This window comes from Paenibacillus agaridevorans, from assembly GCF_003112455.1.
Taxonomy (GTDB): domain Bacteria; phylum Bacillota; class Bacilli; order Paenibacillales; family Paenibacillaceae; genus Pristimantibacillus; species Pristimantibacillus agaridevorans.
Genome location: NZ_BDQX01000051.1, coordinates 1 through 20,488 on the forward strand (window position 1 = coordinate 1; position 20,488 = coordinate 20,488).

At 52.5% G+C, this 20,488-nt stretch carries 19 protein-coding genes; 7 read left to right on the forward strand and 12 right to left on the reverse strand.

Annotated features, from left to right (window positions below):
- Positions 1-241: 241 nt before the first annotated feature.
- Positions 242-1,024: an endonuclease/exonuclease/phosphatase family protein gene (locus PAT3040_RS05140; protein WP_108991799.1), complete on the forward strand. Its 783-nt coding sequence runs from the start codon at positions 242-244 to the stop codon at positions 1,022-1,024.
- Between the two features lie 43 nt (positions 1,025-1,067).
- On the forward strand, positions 1,068-2,030 hold the full coding sequence (glsA, locus tag PAT3040_RS05145; RefSeq protein WP_108991800.1) for a glutaminase A: 963 nt from the start codon (positions 1,068-1,070) through the stop codon (positions 2,028-2,030).
- Positions 2,031-2,079: 49 nt separating this feature from the next.
- Here the strand turns inward: glsA and PAT3040_RS05150 are convergent, their stop codons facing one another.
- The 4 genes from PAT3040_RS05150 to fabI form a co-directional block, all read right to left on the reverse strand.
- The gene (locus tag PAT3040_RS05150; RefSeq protein WP_108991801.1) at positions 2,080-3,150 is read right to left on the reverse strand and encodes an S-layer homology domain-containing protein; all 1,071 of its coding nucleotides are present in this window, start codon (positions 3,148-3,150) and stop codon (positions 2,080-2,082) included.
- 90 nt (positions 3,151-3,240) lie between these two features.
- Positions 3,241-4,149 carry an ArsR/SmtB family transcription factor gene (locus tag PAT3040_RS05155; RefSeq protein WP_087572400.1) on the reverse strand — a complete coding sequence of 303 codons (909 nt, stop codon included), beginning with the start codon at positions 4,147-4,149 and terminating at the stop codon, positions 3,241-3,243.
- Positions 4,150-4,251: 102 nt separating this feature from the next.
- Positions 4,252-5,766: an arabinosylfuranosidase ArfA gene (gene arfA / locus PAT3040_RS05160; RefSeq protein WP_108991802.1), complete on the reverse strand. Its 1,515-nt coding sequence runs from the start codon at positions 5,764-5,766 to the stop codon at positions 4,252-4,254.
- Between the two features lie 201 nt (positions 5,767-5,967).
- On the reverse strand, positions 5,968-6,729 hold the full coding sequence (gene fabI, locus PAT3040_RS05165) for an enoyl-ACP reductase FabI (RefSeq protein ID WP_181376455.1): 762 nt from the start codon (positions 6,727-6,729) through the stop codon (positions 5,968-5,970).
- A gap of 205 nt (positions 6,730-6,934) precedes the next feature.
- On the opposite strand from fabI, the gene PAT3040_RS05170 reads away from it, so the two are divergent.
- A complete protein-coding gene (locus PAT3040_RS05170) occupies positions 6,935-8,398 on the forward strand; it encodes an MFS transporter (protein ID WP_108991804.1) in 1,464 nt (487 codons plus the stop codon).
- 74 nt (positions 8,399-8,472) lie between these two features.
- Positions 8,473-9,936, forward strand: a complete 1,464-nt coding sequence (locus PAT3040_RS05175) for a SpoVR family protein (protein ID WP_108991805.1) — start codon at positions 8,473-8,475, stop codon at positions 9,934-9,936.
- 63 nt (positions 9,937-9,999) lie between these two features.
- Here PAT3040_RS05175 and PAT3040_RS05180 read toward each other — a convergent pair whose 3' ends face one another.
- Positions 10,000-10,395: a hypothetical protein gene (locus PAT3040_RS05180; RefSeq protein WP_143810447.1), complete on the reverse strand. Its 396-nt coding sequence runs from the start codon at positions 10,393-10,395 to the stop codon at positions 10,000-10,002.
- Positions 10,396-10,647: 252 nt separating this feature from the next.
- Here PAT3040_RS05180 and PAT3040_RS05185 point away from each other — a divergent pair, with 252 nt between their 5' ends.
- The gene (locus PAT3040_RS05185; RefSeq protein ID WP_108991806.1) at positions 10,648-11,169 is read left to right on the forward strand and encodes a WGxxGxxG-CTERM domain-containing protein; all 522 of its coding nucleotides are present in this window, start codon (positions 10,648-10,650) and stop codon (positions 11,167-11,169) included.
- A gap of 74 nt (positions 11,170-11,243) precedes the next feature.
- Here PAT3040_RS05185 and PAT3040_RS05190 read toward each other — a convergent pair whose 3' ends face one another.
- The 3 genes from PAT3040_RS05190 to prkA form a co-directional block, all read right to left on the reverse strand.
- Entirely contained in the window at positions 11,244-11,756 is a 513-nt protein-coding gene (locus tag PAT3040_RS05190; RefSeq protein ID WP_108991807.1) for a YhcN/YlaJ family sporulation lipoprotein, read from the reverse strand.
- 90 nt (positions 11,757-11,846) lie between these two features.
- Positions 11,847-12,851, reverse strand: coding sequence for a globin-coupled sensor protein (locus PAT3040_RS05195; RefSeq protein ID WP_108991808.1), 1,005 nt, complete (start codon positions 12,849-12,851; stop codon positions 11,847-11,849).
- A 174-nt stretch (positions 12,852-13,025) separates the two neighbouring features.
- On the reverse strand, positions 13,026-14,921 hold the full coding sequence (prkA, locus tag PAT3040_RS05200) for a PrkA family serine protein kinase (RefSeq protein WP_087572409.1): 1,896 nt from the start codon (positions 14,919-14,921) through the stop codon (positions 13,026-13,028).
- A gap of 241 nt (positions 14,922-15,162) precedes the next feature.
- On the opposite strand from prkA, the gene PAT3040_RS05205 reads away from it, so the two are divergent.
- Positions 15,163-15,888, forward strand: coding sequence for a DUF2161 domain-containing phosphodiesterase (locus PAT3040_RS05205; protein WP_087572430.1), 726 nt, complete (start codon positions 15,163-15,165; stop codon positions 15,886-15,888).
- Here the strand turns inward: PAT3040_RS05205 and PAT3040_RS05210 are convergent.
- From PAT3040_RS05210 to trmL, 3 genes are all read right to left on the reverse strand, one after another.
- On the reverse strand, positions 15,872-17,068 hold the full coding sequence (locus PAT3040_RS05210) for an aminotransferase-like domain-containing protein (protein ID WP_108991809.1): 1,197 nt from the start codon (positions 17,066-17,068) through the stop codon (positions 15,872-15,874). The two genes, PAT3040_RS05205 and PAT3040_RS05210, sit on opposite strands and share 17 nt — an antisense overlap.
- A gap of 358 nt (positions 17,069-17,426) precedes the next feature.
- The gene (locus PAT3040_RS05215; protein WP_179215969.1) at positions 17,427-17,675 is read right to left on the reverse strand and encodes an AbrB/MazE/SpoVT family DNA-binding domain-containing protein; all 249 of its coding nucleotides are present in this window, start codon (positions 17,673-17,675) and stop codon (positions 17,427-17,429) included.
- A gap of 145 nt (positions 17,676-17,820) precedes the next feature.
- Positions 17,821-18,288 carry a tRNA (uridine(34)/cytosine(34)/5-carboxymethylaminomethyluridine(34)-2'-O)-methyltransferase TrmL gene (gene trmL / locus PAT3040_RS05220; RefSeq protein ID WP_108991810.1) on the reverse strand — a complete coding sequence of 156 codons (468 nt, stop codon included), beginning with the start codon at positions 18,286-18,288 and terminating at the stop codon, positions 17,821-17,823.
- Positions 18,289-18,414: 126 nt separating this feature from the next.
- On the opposite strand from trmL, the gene PAT3040_RS05225 reads away from it, so the two are divergent.
- The gene (locus tag PAT3040_RS05225; protein WP_087572412.1) at positions 18,415-19,134 is read left to right on the forward strand and encodes a response regulator transcription factor; all 720 of its coding nucleotides are present in this window, start codon (positions 18,415-18,417) and stop codon (positions 19,132-19,134) included.
- A 77-nt stretch (positions 19,135-19,211) separates the two neighbouring features.
- Here PAT3040_RS05225 and serC read toward each other — a convergent pair whose 3' ends face one another.
- The gene (gene serC / locus PAT3040_RS05230; RefSeq protein ID WP_108991811.1) at positions 19,212-20,297 is read right to left on the reverse strand and encodes a 3-phosphoserine/phosphohydroxythreonine transaminase; all 1,086 of its coding nucleotides are present in this window, start codon (positions 20,295-20,297) and stop codon (positions 19,212-19,214) included.
- Between the last annotated feature and the right edge of the window lie 191 nt (positions 20,298-20,488).

Consider the following 20,488-nt stretch of genomic DNA (forward strand, 5'->3'; position numbering starts at 1 on the left):
TCTTGCGATTGTATCGGGCAGTTTCGCTCGTTGTTCAGTTTTCAAAGAACAATCTTTTCTTTCGCTCCAACCAAGTTGTCTCGGCCGGAATTAGAATATACCATGACCTCGATAGATTGGTCAAGCCTTATGCAAAACTTTTTTTCAAAAAGATTAAATAACTCAATCCAACTGCCCCATCTGTTCGATGTCGCATCGGACCGGATATAATAAAAACATCTATATAAAGGTGGTGTGCTTTATGAAGCTTACTGTGATGACTTTCAACCTGAGAGTGAATGTGTCCTTCGACGGGGACAATGCTTGGCCTAACCGCAAGCAGCAAGTCGCCGATACGATCTTGTCGTATAACCCGGCGATCATCGGCACCCAAGAAGGCAGATACGACATGCTCGAGGATCTAGACGGCCTGCTGCCGGCATATACCCGCATCGGAGAAGGCCGAGCAGGCTATAGGAGCGGCGACGAAAGTCTGGACGAATGCTGCGCGATCTATTACGACAAACGTCAGCTCGCCTTGCTTGAAGAAGGACAATTCTGGCTGTCGGAGACACCCGAGCGGCCTTCCGGGAAAGCTTGGGACGCCGATTATCCCCGATTCTGCACCTGGGCACGGCTGGAATCTGTTCATCATTCCGGAAATCAGCTTTATCTCTTTAATACCCACTTCGACCATATCGGCGAGATGGCCCGCGCCCGAAGCGCACAGTTGATTCTGGACAAGATTGTTGACATCATCCAACCTTCCGAAGCCCCTTGCATCCTGACCGGCGATTTGAATTGTCAGCCCAATGATGCCGCTATCCGCTTGTTGGCCGAACAATTAACCGACGCTTATGACGCCATTACCGAACCCTTAGGACGGACCTTCCATGCATTCGAGGGGGGGACCCCGGGCGAGCCGATCGATTATATTTTTACAAGCCCTAATGTGACGGTAGAGGAGACCAGCATCATAAGAAGCAACATAAACGGTCGATATCCTTCCGACCATTACCCTGTCGTCGCCAAGCTCTCATTGTAATTAATTAGCGAATGCACCCCATTAACAAGGAGGCTCCATTTTTATGAGCAGTACGAACTTACCACATCAAAGCGAGGAGCTCGAACGACTTCGCGCTTTGTTGCCGGGCTGGGTGAAAACAAGCAAAACGATGTGCCAGGCCGGCAAGGTGGCCTCCTATATCCCGGAGCTGTCCAAAGCTCCGGCGGATGCGCTTGGCATTCATGTCATCGACTTTTCCGGCAATTCCGTAACTGCTGGCGATTGCGGACTGTCCTTTACGATGCAAAGCATATCCAAAGTATTTACCCTGCTGCTTGCCTTGATCGACCGGGGTCCGGAGATCGTATTCGACAAGGTGGGGATGGAGCCGACGGGCGACAACTTTAATTCCATGCTGAAGCTCGAGCTGGTGCAGCCGAGCATTCCTTTTAATCCGCTTATTAACGCTGGAGCGATTGCCATATCGTCTCTGATCGGGGGTGACGGTCCCGAAGAGAAGTCCGAACGCGTTCTGCGGTTTTTCCGCCGGTTAGCTGGCAACCCGGAACTTGCCTACGATCTCGACGTCTACCGCTCAGAGGCGCTTAGTGCCGATCTAAATCGCTCCATGGCCTATTTCCTCAAAGATAAAGGCGTCTTGAAGGGAAAGGTCGACGACGTCCTCGACGTTTACTTCCGCCATTGCTCCATAGCCGTTACCTGCAGCGATCTGTCCCGAATGGCGCTAGTGCTTGCGAACGACGGAACGGACCCCCTGTCCGGCGAGGTGCTGATCCCTCGAAGATACGTCCAGATCGCCAAAACCTTCATGGTGACTTGCGGCATGTACAACGCCTCCGGACAATTCGCGATCGAGGTGGGCCTGCCTGCCAAGAGCGGCGTCGCCGGCGGCATTTTAACCCTCGTTCCGGGTCGATATGGCATTGGCATCGTCGGACCATCGTTAAATCCGAAGGGCAACAGCATCGCGGGCGTCCATCTGCTGGAGACCCTATCCCAGTCCCTTGACTGGAGCCTGTTCTAGAACAAAAAAACCTCTCGCCCAAACAAATCGGGATGAGAGGTTTTTTACATTATTGTTCGAAGATGGCATATACCTTCCAGGAGCCGTCTTCGGTTTTTTTCATGTAATAATGGCCATCGCTTGATACGGTCTCCGCCTGTTGCTGTCCATCGTATGCATACTTGAACAACCAGGAGCCGCCCGTCGACTTTACGATGGCATAACGGTCGGAGGCGGATACCAGCTCGATGCTGCGTTCCCCCGTCTCCTCGACGCTGATGGCAATGCCGTCGCCGACGAGCTCCTTCATTCCCTCAATATATTGCTCCAGCGAGGTGAGCTGGAATGCCGTATATTGTTTCCCCAGCAAGGACGACAGTCCCTCCAGTTCACCTTGATTAATGGCTGCAAGCTCCGCTTCGTCCGCAGTCAGAATAACGGATTTGAGCTGCTCGAAGCTTGGCAGATCGCCGTCCTGCTGATTTAATGCCCTCTGAAGCATGACGACGGCCTCCGCTCGCTTCGCATGTTGAAAGGGCTTGAATTCAAGCTCCGTTATGCCGTTTACGATGCCTGCCCGGCTCGCGGATGCAATGGCATCGGCTGCGAAATAATCGCTAGCGGGAATGTCCACAAATGGCGCAGCCTCCGATTCCGCTCCATCCTCCGTCTCCATCACGTCCGGGAAAGCGCGAACGACCATTGCCGCAATTTCGCCGCGTTCAATGAGCTGATCCGGTTTAAATTCTGTCGTTGTTATGCCGTTTACGATGCCCAGCGAGCTCGCGATTTGCACAGAATCGGCGTACCACTCCTCCGACGGAACATCCTGGAAAGCAGCCTGCGCTTTATCGCTCTTTAGTCCCAGCGAGCGTACGAGCAGCGTTACGAATTCCGCTCGGGTGATGCTCTGCTCCGGCCTGACCTCTACCTCGCCTTCGTCCGTGCGATATCCTTTTAGAAGATCGGCCACGACGAAGTTGTCGAGCTCCCGGTAAGCCCAATGGTTCTCTATATCGACGGGAAAATACATTTCAAGGGTATGCTCTGGAGCCGCGCTTGCAGCCGCAGGCAATATCGATGCAGCAATAAGCATCCCTGCCGCCAAAGCGACTGTGCCTTGCTTCATTGTTTTTTTCATAACGAAGTCCTCCTTCAACTGCAGGATTGTTGATTCCTTAAGAAGGATATCAGAATCCGCAAGGCAGGACTACAGGGAAATACAGGTCGTTTATTCCGAATAGAACACTTTGAAAATAATATCCTGATTGTAATTGCCAAAGCCGCTTCCGAATAAAGTAACGCCGCCTACATGCTCGGCATCCGGCTGAACGCCGATACGGAACGTCCATTGGTTCCGATGCAGGGCGATCTCTCCCAGCGTCACGTTCGACATTCGCTGCCCGTCGATGTACGTCCCGTCCTCCTGTATCCGAATCAGCTTTAGCAGTCCGTATTGATTGACGGATTCAGGCCACCAGCTGGGCGAGAACTTCCCTCGTTTGTTCCCATAGTCGCCAGGGCTCGTCCATGTGCCAAGCTCGCATGCATTCAGTTGGAAGCTAATATCGGAAGGCCAATGCTCATTGACGCCCGGCGCCTCGGAGCCGATCTCGAGCATAATCTCAAGTGCCTCCGGCTGTTGGGAGGTCAGCAAATAATTCGGTATTTTGTATTCCACAAAGCCATGTCCGAACCATAAGATGCCCGCGTTCATTCGTTCGGGATCCAGGAAGTATCTTGGATCGTCGAATTGGCCGATAAAGTTCTCTCTCGTGGCGATGCCGCATGTCGGATGAATGTCGCATTCCGTGTAATGGCCGATCGGAATCATGGTCTCATGCGATTTCATCGCTTGATCACGCTTGTGCGGGAGCTCGATTCGAATGTTTTGCTCCGCCAGCTCGCACATCTTGTGGGTGCCGCCATCCTTGCGCACCATACGCGTATGCAATAATCCGGCAGCCTCGAGCTTCCGGATGTGCATCGTGACAATGGCGCTGCTCAGGCCAAGCGCAGCGGCTATATCTTTGACGTTCATGGCCTCCGCCGAAAGCAAATTCAATATCGCAAGCCGCACTTCGGAAGCCAGCGCTTCGTATAACGGCAGCCACTTCGCATCCGTATTCGCCTGTATCATCTATCCAATCCCATCCTTCCGCATGCTACTATCATACAACAAAAGAGGACGGATAAGCAGCATCCCGGCTCCTTCTCCGTCCCCGTGAGAGTCGTCATTCAATTAGGATTGCAGTTTCAGGCGAATAACGTTCCATGACGCTTTGTTCAAAATGCTCTCCAGCTTGCCGCTTGAGTCCATTGTCGACCGTCCATCGGCATGGGGCTGCACTTGGTCAGGACGATGCTCCATATTCGTCGCAAGCAGATCGTCGTTCTCGAGGACGATATGCTCTACGATTGATGCCGCGCCGAAGCTTCTCAGATCGATTTCGAACGGAATCGCTTCCTCCAGCGAGCGGTTTACGGCGAACACAGTCACTTCGCTCTTTTCTTCGTTGTAGACGGCGACGGATTCTACGTACGGCACATCCGTGAAGTCTGCGCTGTCATACTTCGGCGATTGAATGAGCGGCACAAGCACTTGACCGCGTCCAAACACGCTTGCATGCATGTAAGGATAATAGATCGTCTGCTTCCATGCGGGACCGCCATTACGCGTCATAATAGGCGCGATGACGTTGACGAGCTGCGCCATGCAGGCCATCTTGACGCGATCCGCGCGCTTTAACAGGCTGATCAGCATACAACCGACAACAAGCGCGTCTTCGTGCGTGTAGACATCCTCGAGCTGCGGCGGAGCGATCGACCATGGGTCCAGCTTTCTGTCGTGATCGTGAGAATGGAACCATACATTCCATTCGTCGAAGGAGAGATGAATCTTTTTCTTGCTCCGCTTCTTCGCTTGCACGTAGTCGGCCGTAGAAATGACCGTATGGATGAACTGATCCATGCCGACGGACTGGGCCAGGAAGTTTTTCGCGTCGCCCTTCTGATTGCCGAAATATTGATGGATCGATAAATAATCGACTGTATCGTAAGTGAGATCCAGTACCGTAGCTTCCCATTCCGGGAACGTCGACATCGTCCGGCTGGAGCTTCCGCAAGCGACCAGCTCGATTCCTGGATCTACAAGCCTCATCGTCTTGCCCGCTTCGCTCGCGAGACGTCCGTATTCTACCGCCGTCTTGCTGCCGATCTGCCAAGGTCCGTCCATCTCGTTGCCCAGACACCAGGTCTTTACGGCATGCGGCGTTTCATATCCGTGCGAACGTCTCAGATCGCTCCAGTAAGAACCCGATGCATGGTTGGAGTATTCCACCAGATTGCGGGCATCGTCGATGCCGCGCGTCCCGAGGTTGACCGCCATCATGGCTTCCGTCCCCGCCTTGCCGCACCAGTCCATGAATTCGTTGAAGCCGATCCAGTTCGGCTCGATCGTCCTCCATGCCAGCTCCAGCCGTCTCGGACGATCCGCTACGGGACCGACTCCGTCTTCCCAATTGTAGCCTGATACGAAATTGCCCCCCGGATAACGGACGATAGGCACCTGCAGTCCCTTCACCAGCTCAAGCACGTCCTTCCGGAAGCCCTGCTCGTCCGCGTCGGGATGTCCCTCTTCATATATGCCCCCGTATACGGCTCTGCCCAAGTGTTCGATAAACGAACCGTATATCCGATCGTCTACCTGTCCGATTATAAAGTCTTTGTCCACTATCATCTTCGCCCGTTGAGTCATACCTGTTCCCTCTCCTTCGTTCAAGTTCATGTGAGTTGATAGCTCTATTAAACAACATCACATGAATTAATTCAATACCTAATTATAACTATGTTGAATTCATATTTTAATTAATCCAATTGAAAGATAATTGCACGTTCTCCTCGCAAAAAAACCATCAACCTTATGGTCAATGGTTCTAGGCATAGCGGCGGAACCGCTTCAACCGATGATATGATAGCCGGCATCGACGTGAAGAACTTCGCCGGTAACCGCTCTGGACAATGGACTGAGCAAAAACAGGGTGGCATCGCCCACCTCGTCCTGATCGATATTCCGTCTGAGCGGAGCCTTCTGCTGGATCGTTGACATTATATCGTTGAAGCCCGATACCCCCTTGGCTGCGAGCGTTCGAATCGGTCCCGCGGATACCGCGTTCACACGAATGCCGAATTGGCCCAGATCCTCTGCCAAGTAGCGAACGCTGGCTTCCAGCGACGCCTTCGCCACGCCCATGACATTGTAATTGCGCACGACCCGTTCTGCTCCAATATAGGATTGAGTCACGATGCTGCCGCCTTCGCTCATCCACTTCCTCGCTTCGCGGGCCACGGCAACGAGCGAATAAGCGCTGGCGTCCTGGGCAAGAAGGAAACCTTCGCGAGACGTATTGGCATATTCCCCCTTTAACTCATCCTTGTCCGCGAAAGCAATAGAATGCGCGACTCCATGGATGATCCCAACGCGCGCCCCTATTGCGTCGAAGGCAGCCTGTATGCTGGCGTCCTCCGAAATATCGCAGCTTACGGTCATAAGCGGCTCAATGCCCTCCTCCTCCAGCAGCTGGGACAGCTTCTGAAAGGAACGTTCCTTCCGGTAGGTAAAGATGAGGCTCGCTCCTGCTTTATAAAGCGATCTGGCGATGCCCCATGCGATGCTTCTTTCGTTCGCTACGCCCATAACTACTATATTTTTGCCCGTCATCCAATTGCTCAATGCGATCACCTCTGATAAGTTATATGCTTGAAATTAGTACCTGGATTTAGTACCAGATACCAATTTATAAATATTGAACTTATCTTATCAATCTTTAACGTTTGGTGTCAATCCGCACTTTGTCAACAAACCGGAGGAGGAAGGTGATAGAATAGGTGCATCCATTCATTATTAACAGCTGAGGAGATTGCTCATGAAGATTCATCCGATTACCATTCTGCGCACGACGGGCCTGCTCGACGGGATATCGCTGCTCTTGCTGCTTGCCGTTGCCATGCCATTAAAATATGTATGGGGACATGACGAAGCCGTGACCATCATGGGTAGCGTGCATGGCGGCATATTCGTCTTGTACGGACTCTCTATTTTGTATGCCGCCCTGAAAGTGAGATGGAGCTTGTTATGGCCTCTTGCCGCATTCGCCGCTGCCTTCGTTCCGCTCGGCAACTTTGTATTGGACTGGCAGCTCAAAAAAGCTCAGTCGAAATATGCCGTGGGATCGATCAACGTTACGCTGCTCGTATACAGCATCGTGTTCTTCTCATTCTTCGACTTGTTTGCGCAGTTGCCCGTCATGAGTACGTTCGCCACTTCGGTAGGGGCCAGCGCCTTCGTAGCCGGCTTCGTCATCGGCTTGTATTCCTTGTCCAATACGATCGGCAACATTCTGTCCGGCTTTTTGACGGACAAGCTCGGCCCCTTCCGAATGCTCATGGTCGGCTTGCTCTTGTCCAGCGGAGCGCTGCTGCTCTACCATATCGTCGACAGTCCTGCTCTGCTCATCGCCGTCCGCATTATACACGGCTTCGTCGCCGGTTTGATCGTCCCTGCCGCCTTTACCTTTTCCGCCAATACGACAGCTGGCAACGAACAAGGCAAGAAGGTCGCTATTACCGGCACCTTCGTCGGCTTGGCGGCCATTGTCGGCCCCGCTTTCAGCGGGATTACGGCAAGCAAGACGTCCGTGCCGTTCGTGTTTGCTTGCGTCGCGGCGCTTGGCCTGCTGCTTACCGCGCTATCCGCGCTGTTCCTCAACCATTTAAAGGCGGCGCCGAACAAACAAAGCGATGGCGCTCTAACGCGGCAAGCAAGACCGTTTATTAACGCAGGTATCGCGAAGGCTTATGCCGGCGCCTTCTTCCTCATGTTTTCTCAAGGCGTAATCGCCTACCTGCTGCCGCTCCATGTCCAATCGCTGGGGTACGACTCAAGGTTAAGCGGAACGCTGATGAGCGTGTTCGGCATCGTTGCCGTACTCGTGTTTGTCCTGCCAACCAATCGAATCTTCGACCGGGTCTCTCCAGCCATTACGATGGCTGTCGGAGTGGGACTGATGGGCGTCAGCCAACTGCTCATCGGGCCATCCTCTTCTTCGCTTGCCCTGTATGGCGTTATGGCATTGTACGGCATTGGTTTCGGTTTCTTGTTCCCGTCCATTAACACGATGCTGATCCGCTCGACGCCGTCCGGACGAAGAGGAAGAGCCTACGGCTACTTCTACGCCTTTTTCTCGCTCGGCGTCGTGGCGGGCTCCTCTACGCTAGGATGGTTGTCCCTGGGCATACAGCAAGGGTTTTTGCTGACCGGATTTATTTTATTGGCGGTAGCCGTTGTATCAGCCGTTGGCAAACGGAGCGAGCAGGCGCTCGGTTCCTAGAATCGCTTCATAACTTCTCCCCCGTCCACATAAGTATGGTATGAACCGTATTTCGGAATCCGGAGGGATATTTCATGAAACAAGAGGAGATTCGCGAGCTCGAACGAGCCATCGATGAAATAACGGAGATCGCCCAAGGCTTCGGTCTCGATTTTTATCAGATGAGGTACGAGATTTGTCCGGCCGACATCATCTATACGTTCGGAGCTTACGGCATGCCAACCCGCTTTAGCCACTGGAGCTTCGGCAAAACATTTAACAAGATGAAGATGCAATACGATTTTGGCCTTAGCAAAATATACGAGCTCGTCATTAACTCCAATCCTTGCTATGCCTTCCTGTTGGACGGCAACTCTCTCATCCAGAACAAGCTGATCGTCGCCCACGTGCTGGCGCACTGCGATTTCTTCAAGAACAACGCCAGATTCGGAGTCTCCAACCGCAACATGGTCGAAAGCATGTCCGCTACGGCCGATCGGATCCATCAATACGAGATGCAATACGGCTCGGAAGCGGTGGAGAAATTCATCGACGCGATCCTCGCGATTCAAGAGCATGTCGACCCAACCCTTATCAAGCCCTATCAACTGGACAAAAAAAGGTACATCGAGATGAGCAGCAAGGAGTTGGAATCCCCCTCTGCCAAAGCTTCCGCTTCCGCAAGCGGGGGATCCTTCGACGATCTGTGGGACCTCGATACGGAAGCAGTCGCGGCTGCAGCGGCGCAGGCGGAAGCAAGAGCCCTGGAGGCAAAGCGGTTCCCTCCGCGGCCTGAGAAGGACATCGTCTGGTTCATCGAAGAATATTCGACCGTTCTGGAGGATTGGCAGCGCGATATTCTGACCATGCTGAGGGACGAGATGCTGTACTTCTGGCCCCAGCTCGAGACAAAGATCATGAATGAAGGCTGGGCTTCCTACTGGCATCAACGCATCATCCGCGAGATGGATCTGACAAGCGAGGAGACGATCGAATTCGCCAAGCTTAATTCTTCCGTCGTCGTGCCGTCCCGCCATAGCCTGAATCCGTATTATCTCGGCCTGAAAATATTCGAGGACATCGAGCGCCGTTGGGATAATCCAACGAAAGAGGAACAAGAGCGGTTCGGCCGCGTGCCCGGCAGGGGAAGGGAGAAGATGTTCGAGGTGCGCGAGCTCGACTCCGACATCTCCTTTCTGCGCAATTACTTGACCAAGGAACTGGTCGATGAGCTGGACCTGTATATTTTTGAAAAGAAGGGGCCGGAGTGGAAAATTACGGATAAATCCTGGGAAAACATCCGCGAACAGCTCGTTTACTCCAAGGTGAACGGCGGTTTCCCCTCCCTTATGGTGAAAGACGGCGACTTCAACCGCGTCGGAGAATTGTACCTCACTCATCAGTACGAGGGGACGGAGCTGGATCTCAAATACGTGGAGCGCACGCTTCCCTACGTCGTGCAGCTGTGGGGCAAAAACGTTCACTTGGAGACGTTTGTGGAGGATAAAAAAATCGTGTTTAGTTGCGACGGAAAAAAAACGAGCCGAAAATTCGTTTAATGCGAAAGGAGCAGTCTCGCGGGTCTACAATCGACCTTTGAGGCGGCTCCTTTTATTTGCCGTTTATTGAACCTCGACCGGCTTTTTCTTCGTAACGTGAAGATCGCCGGTATATAGATGGACGAACACTTCGTTAATGCCCGTACGGGTAAATGTGTAGTCTGTCTTAAAAGTGTTGTCTCCGGCAAACTCGGCATCTACGATTTCGGTTTCATCGCCGACGCGGATCTCGAAGGAAACGGTCGCCGACTTATCCAGCTCGATGCCCGTGAATTGTCCGGCCAGCTTTACAGCTTCGTTCCCTTTGGCAGGCGCCGGATCCGTCGTGACCGCAACGTCCACCGAGGCGGGATCGACGGAAGAAGCCGAGCCTCCCGAAGAACATGCGGTCAGCGCCGCAAACAGCACGAGAGCCAGCAGTACAGGAGTAATTCTAGAGATGGGATTCGATGTCATCATGCACCAGCTTTCCAAATTAAGTTCTGCTCCTATCTTACCATCATCGCCGGCAGCTTCGCATGCCTCCTACGGGCTATAGCTATGAACAACGAGTGAACATTGTCCGAATCGCCGCATTATGCCATGGATAAGCAAGGTCCGGCCGCAAATACTTCCCATGGCAGAAGTGCTCCAATCGCGGGATAGCGACAGCGACTTTCGCCCAAGCTACTCATGAACCAATACTCCCATTTAGAAAGGATGTTTACGTTCATGAAGAAAGCAGGCCTGTTCGCAGCATTATTGACATGTTTCACATTGGCTTTCGCGGCGCCGACCGCGAATGCCAATCGCTACGAGGGTATCGAGCCAAGCGGTAACGCCAATATGAACGCCACTCGCTACAATGGCACAGAAACGATCGGGGAAGAAATGCGCGAAGGCTACAACAACATGAAGACTGGCATGCAGCGTGCGACGAACCGGGTTGAATACGACGTCGAACGCGCCGCTAACAGCGTGGGGAACGGCATGAATCGCGCCATGAACCGTGTCGAGACGGACGTGAACCGCACAACCAATCGAGTCGATAACGGCGTCCGCACCTATGATACACGAACTGATCATGGAACGGTCAACAATCGTTACCGTGCCATGAACACAACGAACAACGGCTACCGCGCTACCGCGACGACAACAACCAATCGCGGCTGGAGCTGGGGCTGGTTAGGTCTGCTGGGCTTGTTTGGCCTTGCCGGCATGAGAAGCCGTGATCGGGAACGCGATCGGGCGTAATTAACGAAACGAAAAGCCTCCATAACCGCGCAGCCGCGGTTATAGAGGCTTTCTTCCTTCATAATGCGTGCTTGTTACCGCTTGATGTGCTGCGGCTTAATCATCGTGCGGGCGATCTCGTCGGCGATCGCGGAAATTTCGTCGTTCATTGCGACCGACTGCATCCCGTATTGGCCGCCGTTCCGATTCGCGCTTCGCACCCGTTCCACCAGCGAATCATCCGAGGTTACATAATAATCGTATTCCGGATATTGCCACAACAGCTGGGACATCACCTGCTTTTCGACGATACGGCGCTTGCCGGAATCGTCCACCGATACGCCGACCACAACCGTGTCGCCATTTAACGCGACGATTGCTCCCTTGACACCCGGCACCTGCTCGGCGATCCGCGTCAATTGTTCGCTCCCAACCCTTGCCGTACCGTTCTGCGAACGTACGCCGAGCGGACCTATTCCTTTCGTTGCTCCCGGGCTCCTGGCCTCATAGCCGTCCCTCCGCTCCGGCGCCGTATCGCCGCAGCCGCTTTGCAGCGCGAGAATACCGGATAGGAGCAAGACGTACATCCCGTTTCTCCAAGGCATCATGGATTCATCCACCTCCGTCGTATGCTCTTAACATTCGCAGAGAGGGATGGAAATTATACATGACTTTCCTTACATCCAAAACGGCTGTTTCTAATCCGCCCTAAGGCTTTTTAAATCCTGCGTAACTTTATCAACCATATGAACGAAGGAAGCAAGCTCCTCCGACAACGCCGCCTGATTGCGCGCTTGCTCCGAGGTCTGCTCCGACTCCCGCCGGACCTCTTTCAACTTCTTGTCGATTTCCTCCAGCTTCTGCCCAATCCCCTCCATAGCGTTACGGGATGAAGCGGCCAGCTTGCGAACCTCGTTCGCAACGACTTCGAATCCGCGTCCGTGCTCGCCGGCCCGCGCCGCTTCGATCGCCGCATTTAGACCAAGCAGATGTGTCTGATCCGACAAGCCGCGGATAAGAATCCCCATCTCGCTAATGCCGTCAAGCTCGCCGCGCAGCTCCTCAAGCAAAATATGCGATTTATCTTGAGATTGCGAAGTCGATATCGCGGTCTTCGCAATTTGATTAGCGCCTTCGTCGAGCTCTGTTATCAATGATGCCAGCTCCTGCACGGCTCCCGTAACTGTCGTTAGCATGGAGGCACGGTCGTCTGCAAGATCCTGGATTTTGACCTGCTCGTGCATATTGTAGGCTTCGAGTACGAATTGCGAATCCAGATTGAACATCTTGGTCAGTGCGAACACGACCTGCTGCCACCGATCCGGCAAAGCTTTTCTCAACACATCGGTCGCGATATCCAGATATATCATGTAAGTACCCAAATACCAGTCCGTCGTAAGTCCAATTCGCGAGTGCACGGCTCCGATCCGGATCCGATTTTCAATGTAAGCGTCGTCAATCCCGCCGTCGGCAAGCGACAGCCAATAAACGCGCTGCGTTTCTTTTAATCTATCTACAGTGCTGACCCTTTCGATTATGGCAACCAGTTCCGGCTCTTTCCCAATCCTGTCGTAGAAGCGGTCGACGACTTGCTTGACGACTTCCTCGAAGATTGGCCGACAACCCTTCAACAATTGCAGATCCAACTCCGTAATTCCGGTAAAATCCAATTGTTTGCGACGTACAGCATTTACTTGTATCAATATACACGGCTCCTCTAATGTAGTGCGATCACTCCTATTATATCGTCATCCGGCAAACTTCTGTAGAGAATATTTGAAGATTAAGTTCAACTTTCTTGACGACGGACAGCCTCTACCCTCGCTTATGGAGAAGGTAAAGGCTGCGTATAGGAATATTAAATCGGAGAGGACTACTTATCGATTCAACAGGCTTCCCACATAGCGCAAGAGCTCATTCGCGCAGACCGGGCAATAGGAATGTTCGTCGATAAGCCGCTTCGATACCTCGTTAATGCGCTTAAGCTGGCTTTCATCCGGCGTTTTCGTCGATGTCGTAATCTTTACAATATCCTTCAGATCGGTAAACAGCTTCTTCTCCACCGCTTCGCGGAGACGTTCGTGACTTGTAAAGTCAAACTTCCTTCCCTTTCGGGAATAGGATGAAATACGAATAAGAATTTCCTCGCGGAACGCCTTCTTCGCGTTCTCCGATACGCCGATTTGCTCCTCGATGGAACGCATGAGACGTTCGTCGGGATCAAGCTCCTCTCCCGTAAGGGGATCCTTGATCTTCGCCCAATTGCAATAAGCTTCGATATTGTCGAGATAATTCTCGAACAAGGTACGGGCGGATTCCTCGAACGAATAGACAAACGCCTTCTGAATCTCCTTCTTGGCGAGACCGTCGTATTCCTTGCGCGCGATGGAGATAAAGTTTAAGTAACGCTCGCGTTCTTCCTTCGTTATGGATGGATGCTGATCCAGTCCTTCCTTTAAGGCGCGCAGCACGTCGAGCGCGTTAATGCACTGCATATCCTGCTTGATCAAGGCACTCGATATCCGGTTGATGACATAGCGGGGATCGATGCCCGACATGCCTTCTTCGGCATACTCGTTTTGCATTTCCTTCAAATCCGCTTCCTTAAAACCCTCGACCTCCTGGCCGTCGTACATCCGCATCTTTTTGACGATATCCATTCCCTGTTTCTTCGTTTCCTTCAGCCGCGTCATAATGGAGAAGATCGCGGCCGATTTCAGAGCGTGGGGCGCGATATGGATATGTCTCATGTCGCTCTGCGAGATCAGCTTGTCGTAAATCTTTTCTTCCTCCGACACCTTGAGATTGTAAGGAATCGGCATGACGATCATCCGGGATTGCAGCGCTTCGTTTTTCTTATTGCTGATAAACGCCTTGTACTCCGATTCGTTCGTATGAGCGATGATAAGCTCGTCGGCGCTGATGAGCGCGAAGCGGCCGGCTTTGAAGTTGCCTTCCTGGGTTAGGGAGAGCAGGTTCCACAGAAACTTCTCATCGCATTTCAGCATCTCCTGGAACTCCATCAGGCCCCGGTTCGCTTTGTTAAGCTCGCCGTCGAAACGGTAGGCTCGCGGATCGGATTCCGACCCGTACTCCGTTATGGTGGAGAAGTCGATGCTGCCCGTAAGGTCCGCGATATCCTGCGATTTGGGATCCGACGGGCTAAATGTACCTATACCGACCCGGTTGTCTTCCGATATAAAGACGCGTTCCACCATAACGGTTTCGATATGTCCGCTGTATTCCGTCTGGAGCCTCATTTGGCAGGACGGGCATAGATTGCCTTCGATCCTTACGCCAAGCTCCTTTTCGATCTCCTGCCTCAGCTCATGGGGAATGAGATGAAGCGGATCCTCGTGCATCGGACATCCTTTAATCGCATAGACGGCGCCACGCTGCGTTCTCGAGTAACGTTCCAGACCTTTTTTAAGCATGGTCACGATCGTCGACTTGCCGCCGCTGACCGGTCCCATCAAGAGAAGAATCCGCTTGCGTACATCCAGCCTCCTTGCGGCAGAATGGAAGTACTCCTCCACCAGCTTCTCTACCGCTCGGTCCAGACCGAATATTTCCTGTTCAAAAAATTTATAAGTCTTGCGCCCTCCAGCTTCCTCGACCCCGTACGATTCGATCATTTCATACACGCGCGAATGCGCGGTCATTGCCGGGGAGGGATCCTGCCTGAGAAGTTCAACGTATTCTTTGAAGCTCCCAGTCCATGCCAACCTCTCGCTCTCCGCCTGGTATTCGGATATTCGTTTGAAAATGTCCATGCCGTGTCTCCTCCCATCGCTTCCAATCTCCGCTATTCCTTCTCCGCTCGGGAAACATTTCCGCGCCAGCCGCCTTGTAGTCCATTTTTTTGTGAAGTATTAAATACCTATGCTTATTTCACCTGGAAATTGACCATTATTTTGTTCGCTGCTCCGCAAATAATCGACAAGTTGCCGCAAGCCCCTGTTATAATAAGGAGATACGCAGATGCCGGAGCCTGCCGGAAGGAGTTGGGTAATAATGGCAGTTATAAAGGAAGAGGAATTGTACCCTCCTATTAAACGTTATTACGAAGCGAGAGGTTATACGGTAAAAAGCGAGGTGATGCATTGCGACCTGGTCGCGATTCATCCCGAGCGCGACGACACTGTCATCGTCGAAATGAAAAAGACGTTCAACCTCGCCTTGCTTCTGCAAGGGGTTGAACGTCTTCGGCTCCACGCCGACGTCGTGCTGGCCGTAGAACGCAATCGCAAAAAAAGCGGCGCCGTCAATCAACGATTCGGCGACTTGACGGAGCTCTGCCGGATGCTTGGTCTCGGTCTGATGACCGTCACTTTCTATAAGACAAAAGCTCCCGTCATTGAGATGTTATGCGAGCCTGGCGATCCTCCTGTTCGAGGCGCAAGGCATCGCAAGCGTGATCGGCTGCTCACTGAATTCAGGGAACGCAGCGGCGACTACAACGTTGGCGGTTCCACAGGCCGCAAGCTTGTGACGGCCTACCGCGAGAAAGCTCTTCGCTGCGCATACGTACTGCAAGCGCGAGGTCCGTCGGCGCCGAAGGCCGTAGCCGCCGCGACCGGCTTCAGCCGCAGCGGCCAGCTCATGCGCGAGAATCATTACGGCTGGTTCCGCAAGATCGATCGCGGCGTATACGCCTTGCAGCCGCAAGGAGCGGAAGCGCTGACGCATTATGGCGACGTGCTGTCGCGCTGGATCGCCGAGACTAGCTTCGAACCGTGAATTCCCCGATCGCCTCGACCAGGCGTTCTACCCCTTGAACCGTCCGGGCTCCCTTGTTATGCGTGAAATTCAGCCGCGCCGTATTGCGCTTCGGCTCGCCGGCATAGAAGGAGATGCCCGGCACAAACGCCACGCCTTTCCCTACCGCGCATCGCAGCAAAGCCTCGGCATCCATTCCCTCCGGCAGATCTACCCACAGGAACATGCCGCCCTTCGGTTTTACCCATGTCAGATCAGACAACCCGCTCTGCTCCAACAGCGAGTGCATTTCCAGCATGCGATCGCCGTATTCCCTAGAGATCAGCGCGATGTGCGCGTCGAGATCAAAGCTTCTCAGCAGTTGACTTAGGATTTGCTGATCCATCGTGCTGGAATGCAGATCTGCCGCTTGTTTCGCTTTGGCCATCATCCTGATAACCCGGCTGTCGCCGATTGCCCAGCCCGTCCGAAGCGCCGGTGCTACCGTCTTGGAGAAGGTGCTCGTATAGATGATGGGATTGTTCTCTGCCGGACCTGCGATGGAGAACAACGAAGGATAGTTCTCCTCGGACTTGAACTTGATGTCGCCATAGGGATCGTCTTCAATAACGAGAAGGCCGTATTGCTTGCATAACGCAACCATACGCTTGCGGCGCTCCTCGCTCCAAACTTTGCCTGTAGGATTGCTGAATGTAGGAACAGCATACAGCAGCTTGGGTCCGTACTGCTTGATCAATGCTTCAGCCGCCTCGGGGATGATGCCTTCCTCGTCGGAATCGGCAGCGACAACCTGGAGACCATGCAGAGCGAACACCTGCAGGCTGGCGAGATAGGTCGGTTTCTCTACTAAAACGATATCTCCCGGTTCCGTCAGTACGCCGATCAACAAATCGATGGCCTGCTGGGATCCCGTCGTCAAAATCATTTCGTCAGGCGTAGCCGCCATGCCTTTGGCTGCCATACGGCCGCACAGCTGCTCGCGCAGCGGAAGAAAACCTTCCGTTAGTCCGTACTGAAGCGCCCCCGTTCCTGCCGTAAATACGCGATCAGCAGCTTCTCGAACGGCTTGTACGGGGAACAACTCTTCTGCCGGAAGCCCGCCCGCGAATGAAATCATATCTTTCCCTTGAGTCAGCTTCAGAATGTCGCGAACGGCAGATGATTTTAAGTTCGCTACATTTGTCGAAAATCGGTAATCCATCGATTGTGCCCCTCTCCTGCATCTTTCGATCATTTTCTACATTACATTACTCATATCCTCTATGTTAACAATGTGTTCACAACTTTTAAAGTTTTCTTTTTCTCCACACTTGGTTATAATATCTATAGTTAACTGGAGGTGTCGATGGAATGCTTGGATTGAACTTTTGGATCGTTATCACCGTGTTCGTGTTGTTTATAGCCGCAATCTTGACGAGCTCATACAACGACGACAAAACCAGCGGGCTATAATGCGCTTTTTTTCCGCAAGTACGAATGAAGCTTCTGAACCAAGATCAGCTTGGCGCAGAAGCTTCATTTCGTTTGCGGGCATCGGCCGGCAAACTTGCCGTTAGCGGCTATCGCTTGAGAAAGCCCATCTCTCCCATGCATCCTCCGCAAACGTATCTTTCCTTAAACTCTTGAACTTCGTTCATGGAACCGCAGAACACGCATTTTGGGCGGTACCGCTCCAGAATGATGTGATCTCCTTGAACGAATATTTCCACCGGATCGCCTTCGTTCATCAGATACCGCTTGCGCAACGACTTCGGAAGAACGATGCGTCCAAGCTGATCTACTTTCCTTACCACTCCTGCTGGTTTCATCAGTTTCACCTCTTTATGCCTGAATTTATAGTTTTGCGAAACTTTTGCGGACCACCACAATTAATTAATACGTTCGCTATTTGTACAGATTCGACGACAGAAACAAATTTCCTTCCCCGCAAATTAAGTTGGAATTTTCGAAAAATTAATCCATACCAATGAAATTGTTTTGTCGCAAAGCTTCATATATGACAATTGCAACTGAATTTGACAAATTTAGGGATCTCACATGATCGGTCCTCATCGGCATCTTCATGCAAGTTTCCAGGTTTTCGTCGATCAATGATTGAGGCAGACCTTTCGTTTCCTTGCCGAACACAAAGAAGTCGCCATCCCGGTATTCGAAGTCCGTATAATATCGGGTGGCACGCGTGCTCGCGAAATAGAAACGTCCTTCGGGATACAGCTCTCTAACCTCCTGGAAGGAATCATGGTACATAATTTGTACGGAATGCCAGTAATCAAGCCCCGCACGCTTTAGCGTTCTGTCGTCCGTATCGAAGCCCAGCGGCCTGACCAGATGGAGGATCGTGCCCGTCGCCGCGCAGGTCCGTGATATATTGCCCGTATTCGCGGGAATTTCCGGTTCAACCAACACAATGTGAAATGCCATATGAATTGTTGCTCCCGTCTTCATACTAATCTGGTTAATTTAACATTCGCTTAACGTACCGTTAATCTTAAGCGAAATGTCGTCTCCCATAATGGTACTATAATTGGTGGCAAAGGAGACAAATTGATGCGAAAAAAAGTATTGGTCGTAGATGACGAACCATCTATCTCCATGTTGATCGAGTTCAACTTAAAACTTGCCGGCTATGACGTCAGATGCGTCGGCGACGGAGAGGCGGTATTCGATTTGCTCAAGCCTTTCCGCCCTGATCTGATCGTATTGGATCTTATGCTGCCCAAGATGGACGGCATTCAGGTATGCAGAGAGCTTCGCAAGCAAAATAACGCCGTACCGATCATAATGTTAACCGCACTGCAGGACGTCACTGACAAAATCGCAGGCCTCGACAACGGAGCCGATGATTATATGACCAAGCCATTTAGCCCTCAGGAGCTTATCTCCCGGATCGGAGCCTTGTTCCGCCGTTTGCAGACGCTGCCTGGAGCAACGGAAGAGACTATCTATTCCATCGGCAGACTTAATGTCCTTGCCGATCAACGCGAAGTGATGCTGGACGGCAAGCCGATCGAGCTGACGCCCAAGGAATTCGAGCTGCTGCTGTTCCTCTGCAAGCACAAGGGGAAAGTGCTCAGTCGCCAACAGCTTCTGCACGGCGTATGGGATTACCATTTCCTCGGCGATACTCGTATCGTAGACGTCCATATCAGCCATCTGCGGGACAAAATCGAGAAAAACGCAAGGACGCCGGAATATATTACGACCGTCCGCAACGTCGGCTACAAGCTCAACGGCCCTGCCATGACCGAAACCTCTTCGCTGGCCTGAACAATGTGCCGCATACGCGCCGAGACAAGGAAGCGCCCTCTCCTCGAACATTCGAGGGAGGGCGTTTCTTATTGTTTTTAGCCGTTGCGCTTCTGGAAGTCGGCCATGAACTGAGCCAGCGCCTGGCAGCTTTCCAACGGTACGGCATTATAAGTCGAAGCACGCAGACCGCCAACATCGCGATGCCCCTTAAGTCCAACGAAACCTTCCGCTTCCGATTGCTTAACGAACAGCTTCTCCAGCTCCTCGCTGCCCAAACGGAACGTAATGTTCATGAACGAACGGCTTCCCGTCTGAGCCGCGCCGCGATAGAAACCGCCGCTTTGGTCGATCGCGTCGTAGATCAGCTTTGTTTTGTCGCGGTTGTATTGCTCCAGTTGGCCAACTCCGCCCATGCCTTTAATCCAATTCAGCACAAGACCTACCATATAAACGGAGAAGGATGGCGGCGTATTGTAGAGCGAGCTTGCCTTGGCATGCGTATTGTATCTGAACATGGCAGGAATATCCTTTGGACTTTGTTCAACGAGATCGTCGCGAATGATGACAACTGTTACGCCCGATGGTCCCAGATTCTTTTGAGCGCCTGCATAGATGACGCCGAATTTGCTGACATCAATCGGCCTGCTCAGGATGTCGCTCGACATATCCGCAATCAGCGGGATATCGCCCGTATCGGGAAATTCATGGAATTGCACGCCGCCGATCGTTTCGTTCGAGGTCAAGTGCAAATAGGAAGCATCACTAGGAACGACAATTTCCGACAAGCTTGGCATTCTCATGTATTTGTCGGATTCCGTCGAAGCCGCGACGACCGTCTCGCCAATAAGCTGCGCTTCCTTCATGGCCTTGTCCGCCCATGCGCCCGTCTTCACATATGCAGCAGGACGCCCAGCCTTCAGAAGGTTCATCGGCAGCATCGCGAATTGCGTGCTTGCGCCGCCTTGCAGGAAGAGCACCTGGTAATTGTCCGGAATGCCGATCAATTCCTTCAACAGTGCCTGCGCTTCGTTGTTGACACCCTCGAACAGCGCGCTCCGGTGGGACATCTCCATAATCGACATTCCCGCGCCTTGGTAGTCAACGAATTGCTCTGCAGCTTGCTGCAGCACTTCCAGCGGAATTGCCGCCGGCCCTGCATTAAAGTTATATGCTCTTGCCATCTTTCTCTCCACCCTTCAGCTTTGTACACGATATGGCTATAATAGCAAGTTTGAACCGCTCCTTCAAGTAAAAATGTCATGAACGAACCCCAAAGTCGAACAAAAACGATAAAAACGTCAAACATTATTCGGATTTGCACAAAACCTAACACCAAAAAACGAGCCCGTTCGGGCTCGTTTTTGGTGTTGCG

Excerpts from the sequence above, each read along its gene's own strand:
- PAT3040_RS05140 (WP_108991799.1), top strand. The coding sequence starts at position 242 with ATGAAGCTTACTGTGATGACTTTCAACCTGAGAGTGAATGTGTCCTTC.
- glsA (WP_108991800.1), top strand. The coding sequence starts at position 1,068 with ATGAGCAGTACGAACTTACCACATCAAAGCGAGGAGCTCGAACGACTT.
- PAT3040_RS05150 (WP_108991801.1), bottom strand. The coding sequence starts at position 3,150 with ATGAAAAAAACAATGAAGCAAGGCACAGTCGCTTTGGCGGCAGGGATG.
- PAT3040_RS05155 (WP_087572400.1), bottom strand. The coding sequence starts at position 4,149 with ATGATACAGGCGAATACGGATGCGAAGTGGCTGCCGTTATACGAAGCG.
- arfA (WP_108991802.1), bottom strand. The coding sequence starts at position 5,766 with ATGACTCAACGGGCGAAGATGATAGTGGACAAAGACTTTATAATCGGA.
- fabI (WP_181376455.1), bottom strand. The coding sequence starts at position 6,729 with ATGACGGGCAAAAATATAGTAGTTATGGGCGTAGCGAACGAAAGAAGC.
- PAT3040_RS05170 (WP_108991804.1), top strand. The coding sequence starts at position 6,935 with ATGAAGATTCATCCGATTACCATTCTGCGCACGACGGGCCTGCTCGAC.
- PAT3040_RS05175 (WP_108991805.1), top strand. The coding sequence starts at position 8,473 with ATGAAACAAGAGGAGATTCGCGAGCTCGAACGAGCCATCGATGAAATA.
- PAT3040_RS05180 (WP_143810447.1), bottom strand. The coding sequence starts at position 10,395 with ATGATGACATCGAATCCCATCTCTAGAATTACTCCTGTACTGCTGGCT.
- PAT3040_RS05185 (WP_108991806.1), top strand. The coding sequence starts at position 10,648 with ATGAAGAAAGCAGGCCTGTTCGCAGCATTATTGACATGTTTCACATTG.
- PAT3040_RS05190 (WP_108991807.1), bottom strand. The coding sequence starts at position 11,756 with ATGATGCCTTGGAGAAACGGGATGTACGTCTTGCTCCTATCCGGTATT.
- prkA (WP_087572409.1), bottom strand. The coding sequence starts at position 14,921 with ATGGACATTTTCAAACGAATATCCGAATACCAGGCGGAGAGCGAGAGG.
- PAT3040_RS05205 (WP_087572430.1), top strand. The coding sequence starts at position 15,163 with ATGGCAGTTATAAAGGAAGAGGAATTGTACCCTCCTATTAAACGTTAT.
- PAT3040_RS05210 (WP_108991809.1), bottom strand. The coding sequence starts at position 17,068 with ATGGATTACCGATTTTCGACAAATGTAGCGAACTTAAAATCATCTGCC.
- PAT3040_RS05215 (WP_179215969.1), bottom strand. The coding sequence starts at position 17,675 with ATGAAACCAGCAGGAGTGGTAAGGAAAGTAGATCAGCTTGGACGCATC.
- trmL (WP_108991810.1), bottom strand. The coding sequence starts at position 18,288 with ATGGCATTTCACATTGTGTTGGTTGAACCGGAAATTCCCGCGAATACG.
- PAT3040_RS05225 (WP_087572412.1), top strand. The coding sequence starts at position 18,415 with ATGCGAAAAAAAGTATTGGTCGTAGATGACGAACCATCTATCTCCATG.
- serC (WP_108991811.1), bottom strand. The coding sequence starts at position 20,297 with ATGGCAAGAGCATATAACTTTAATGCAGGGCCGGCGGCAATTCCGCTG.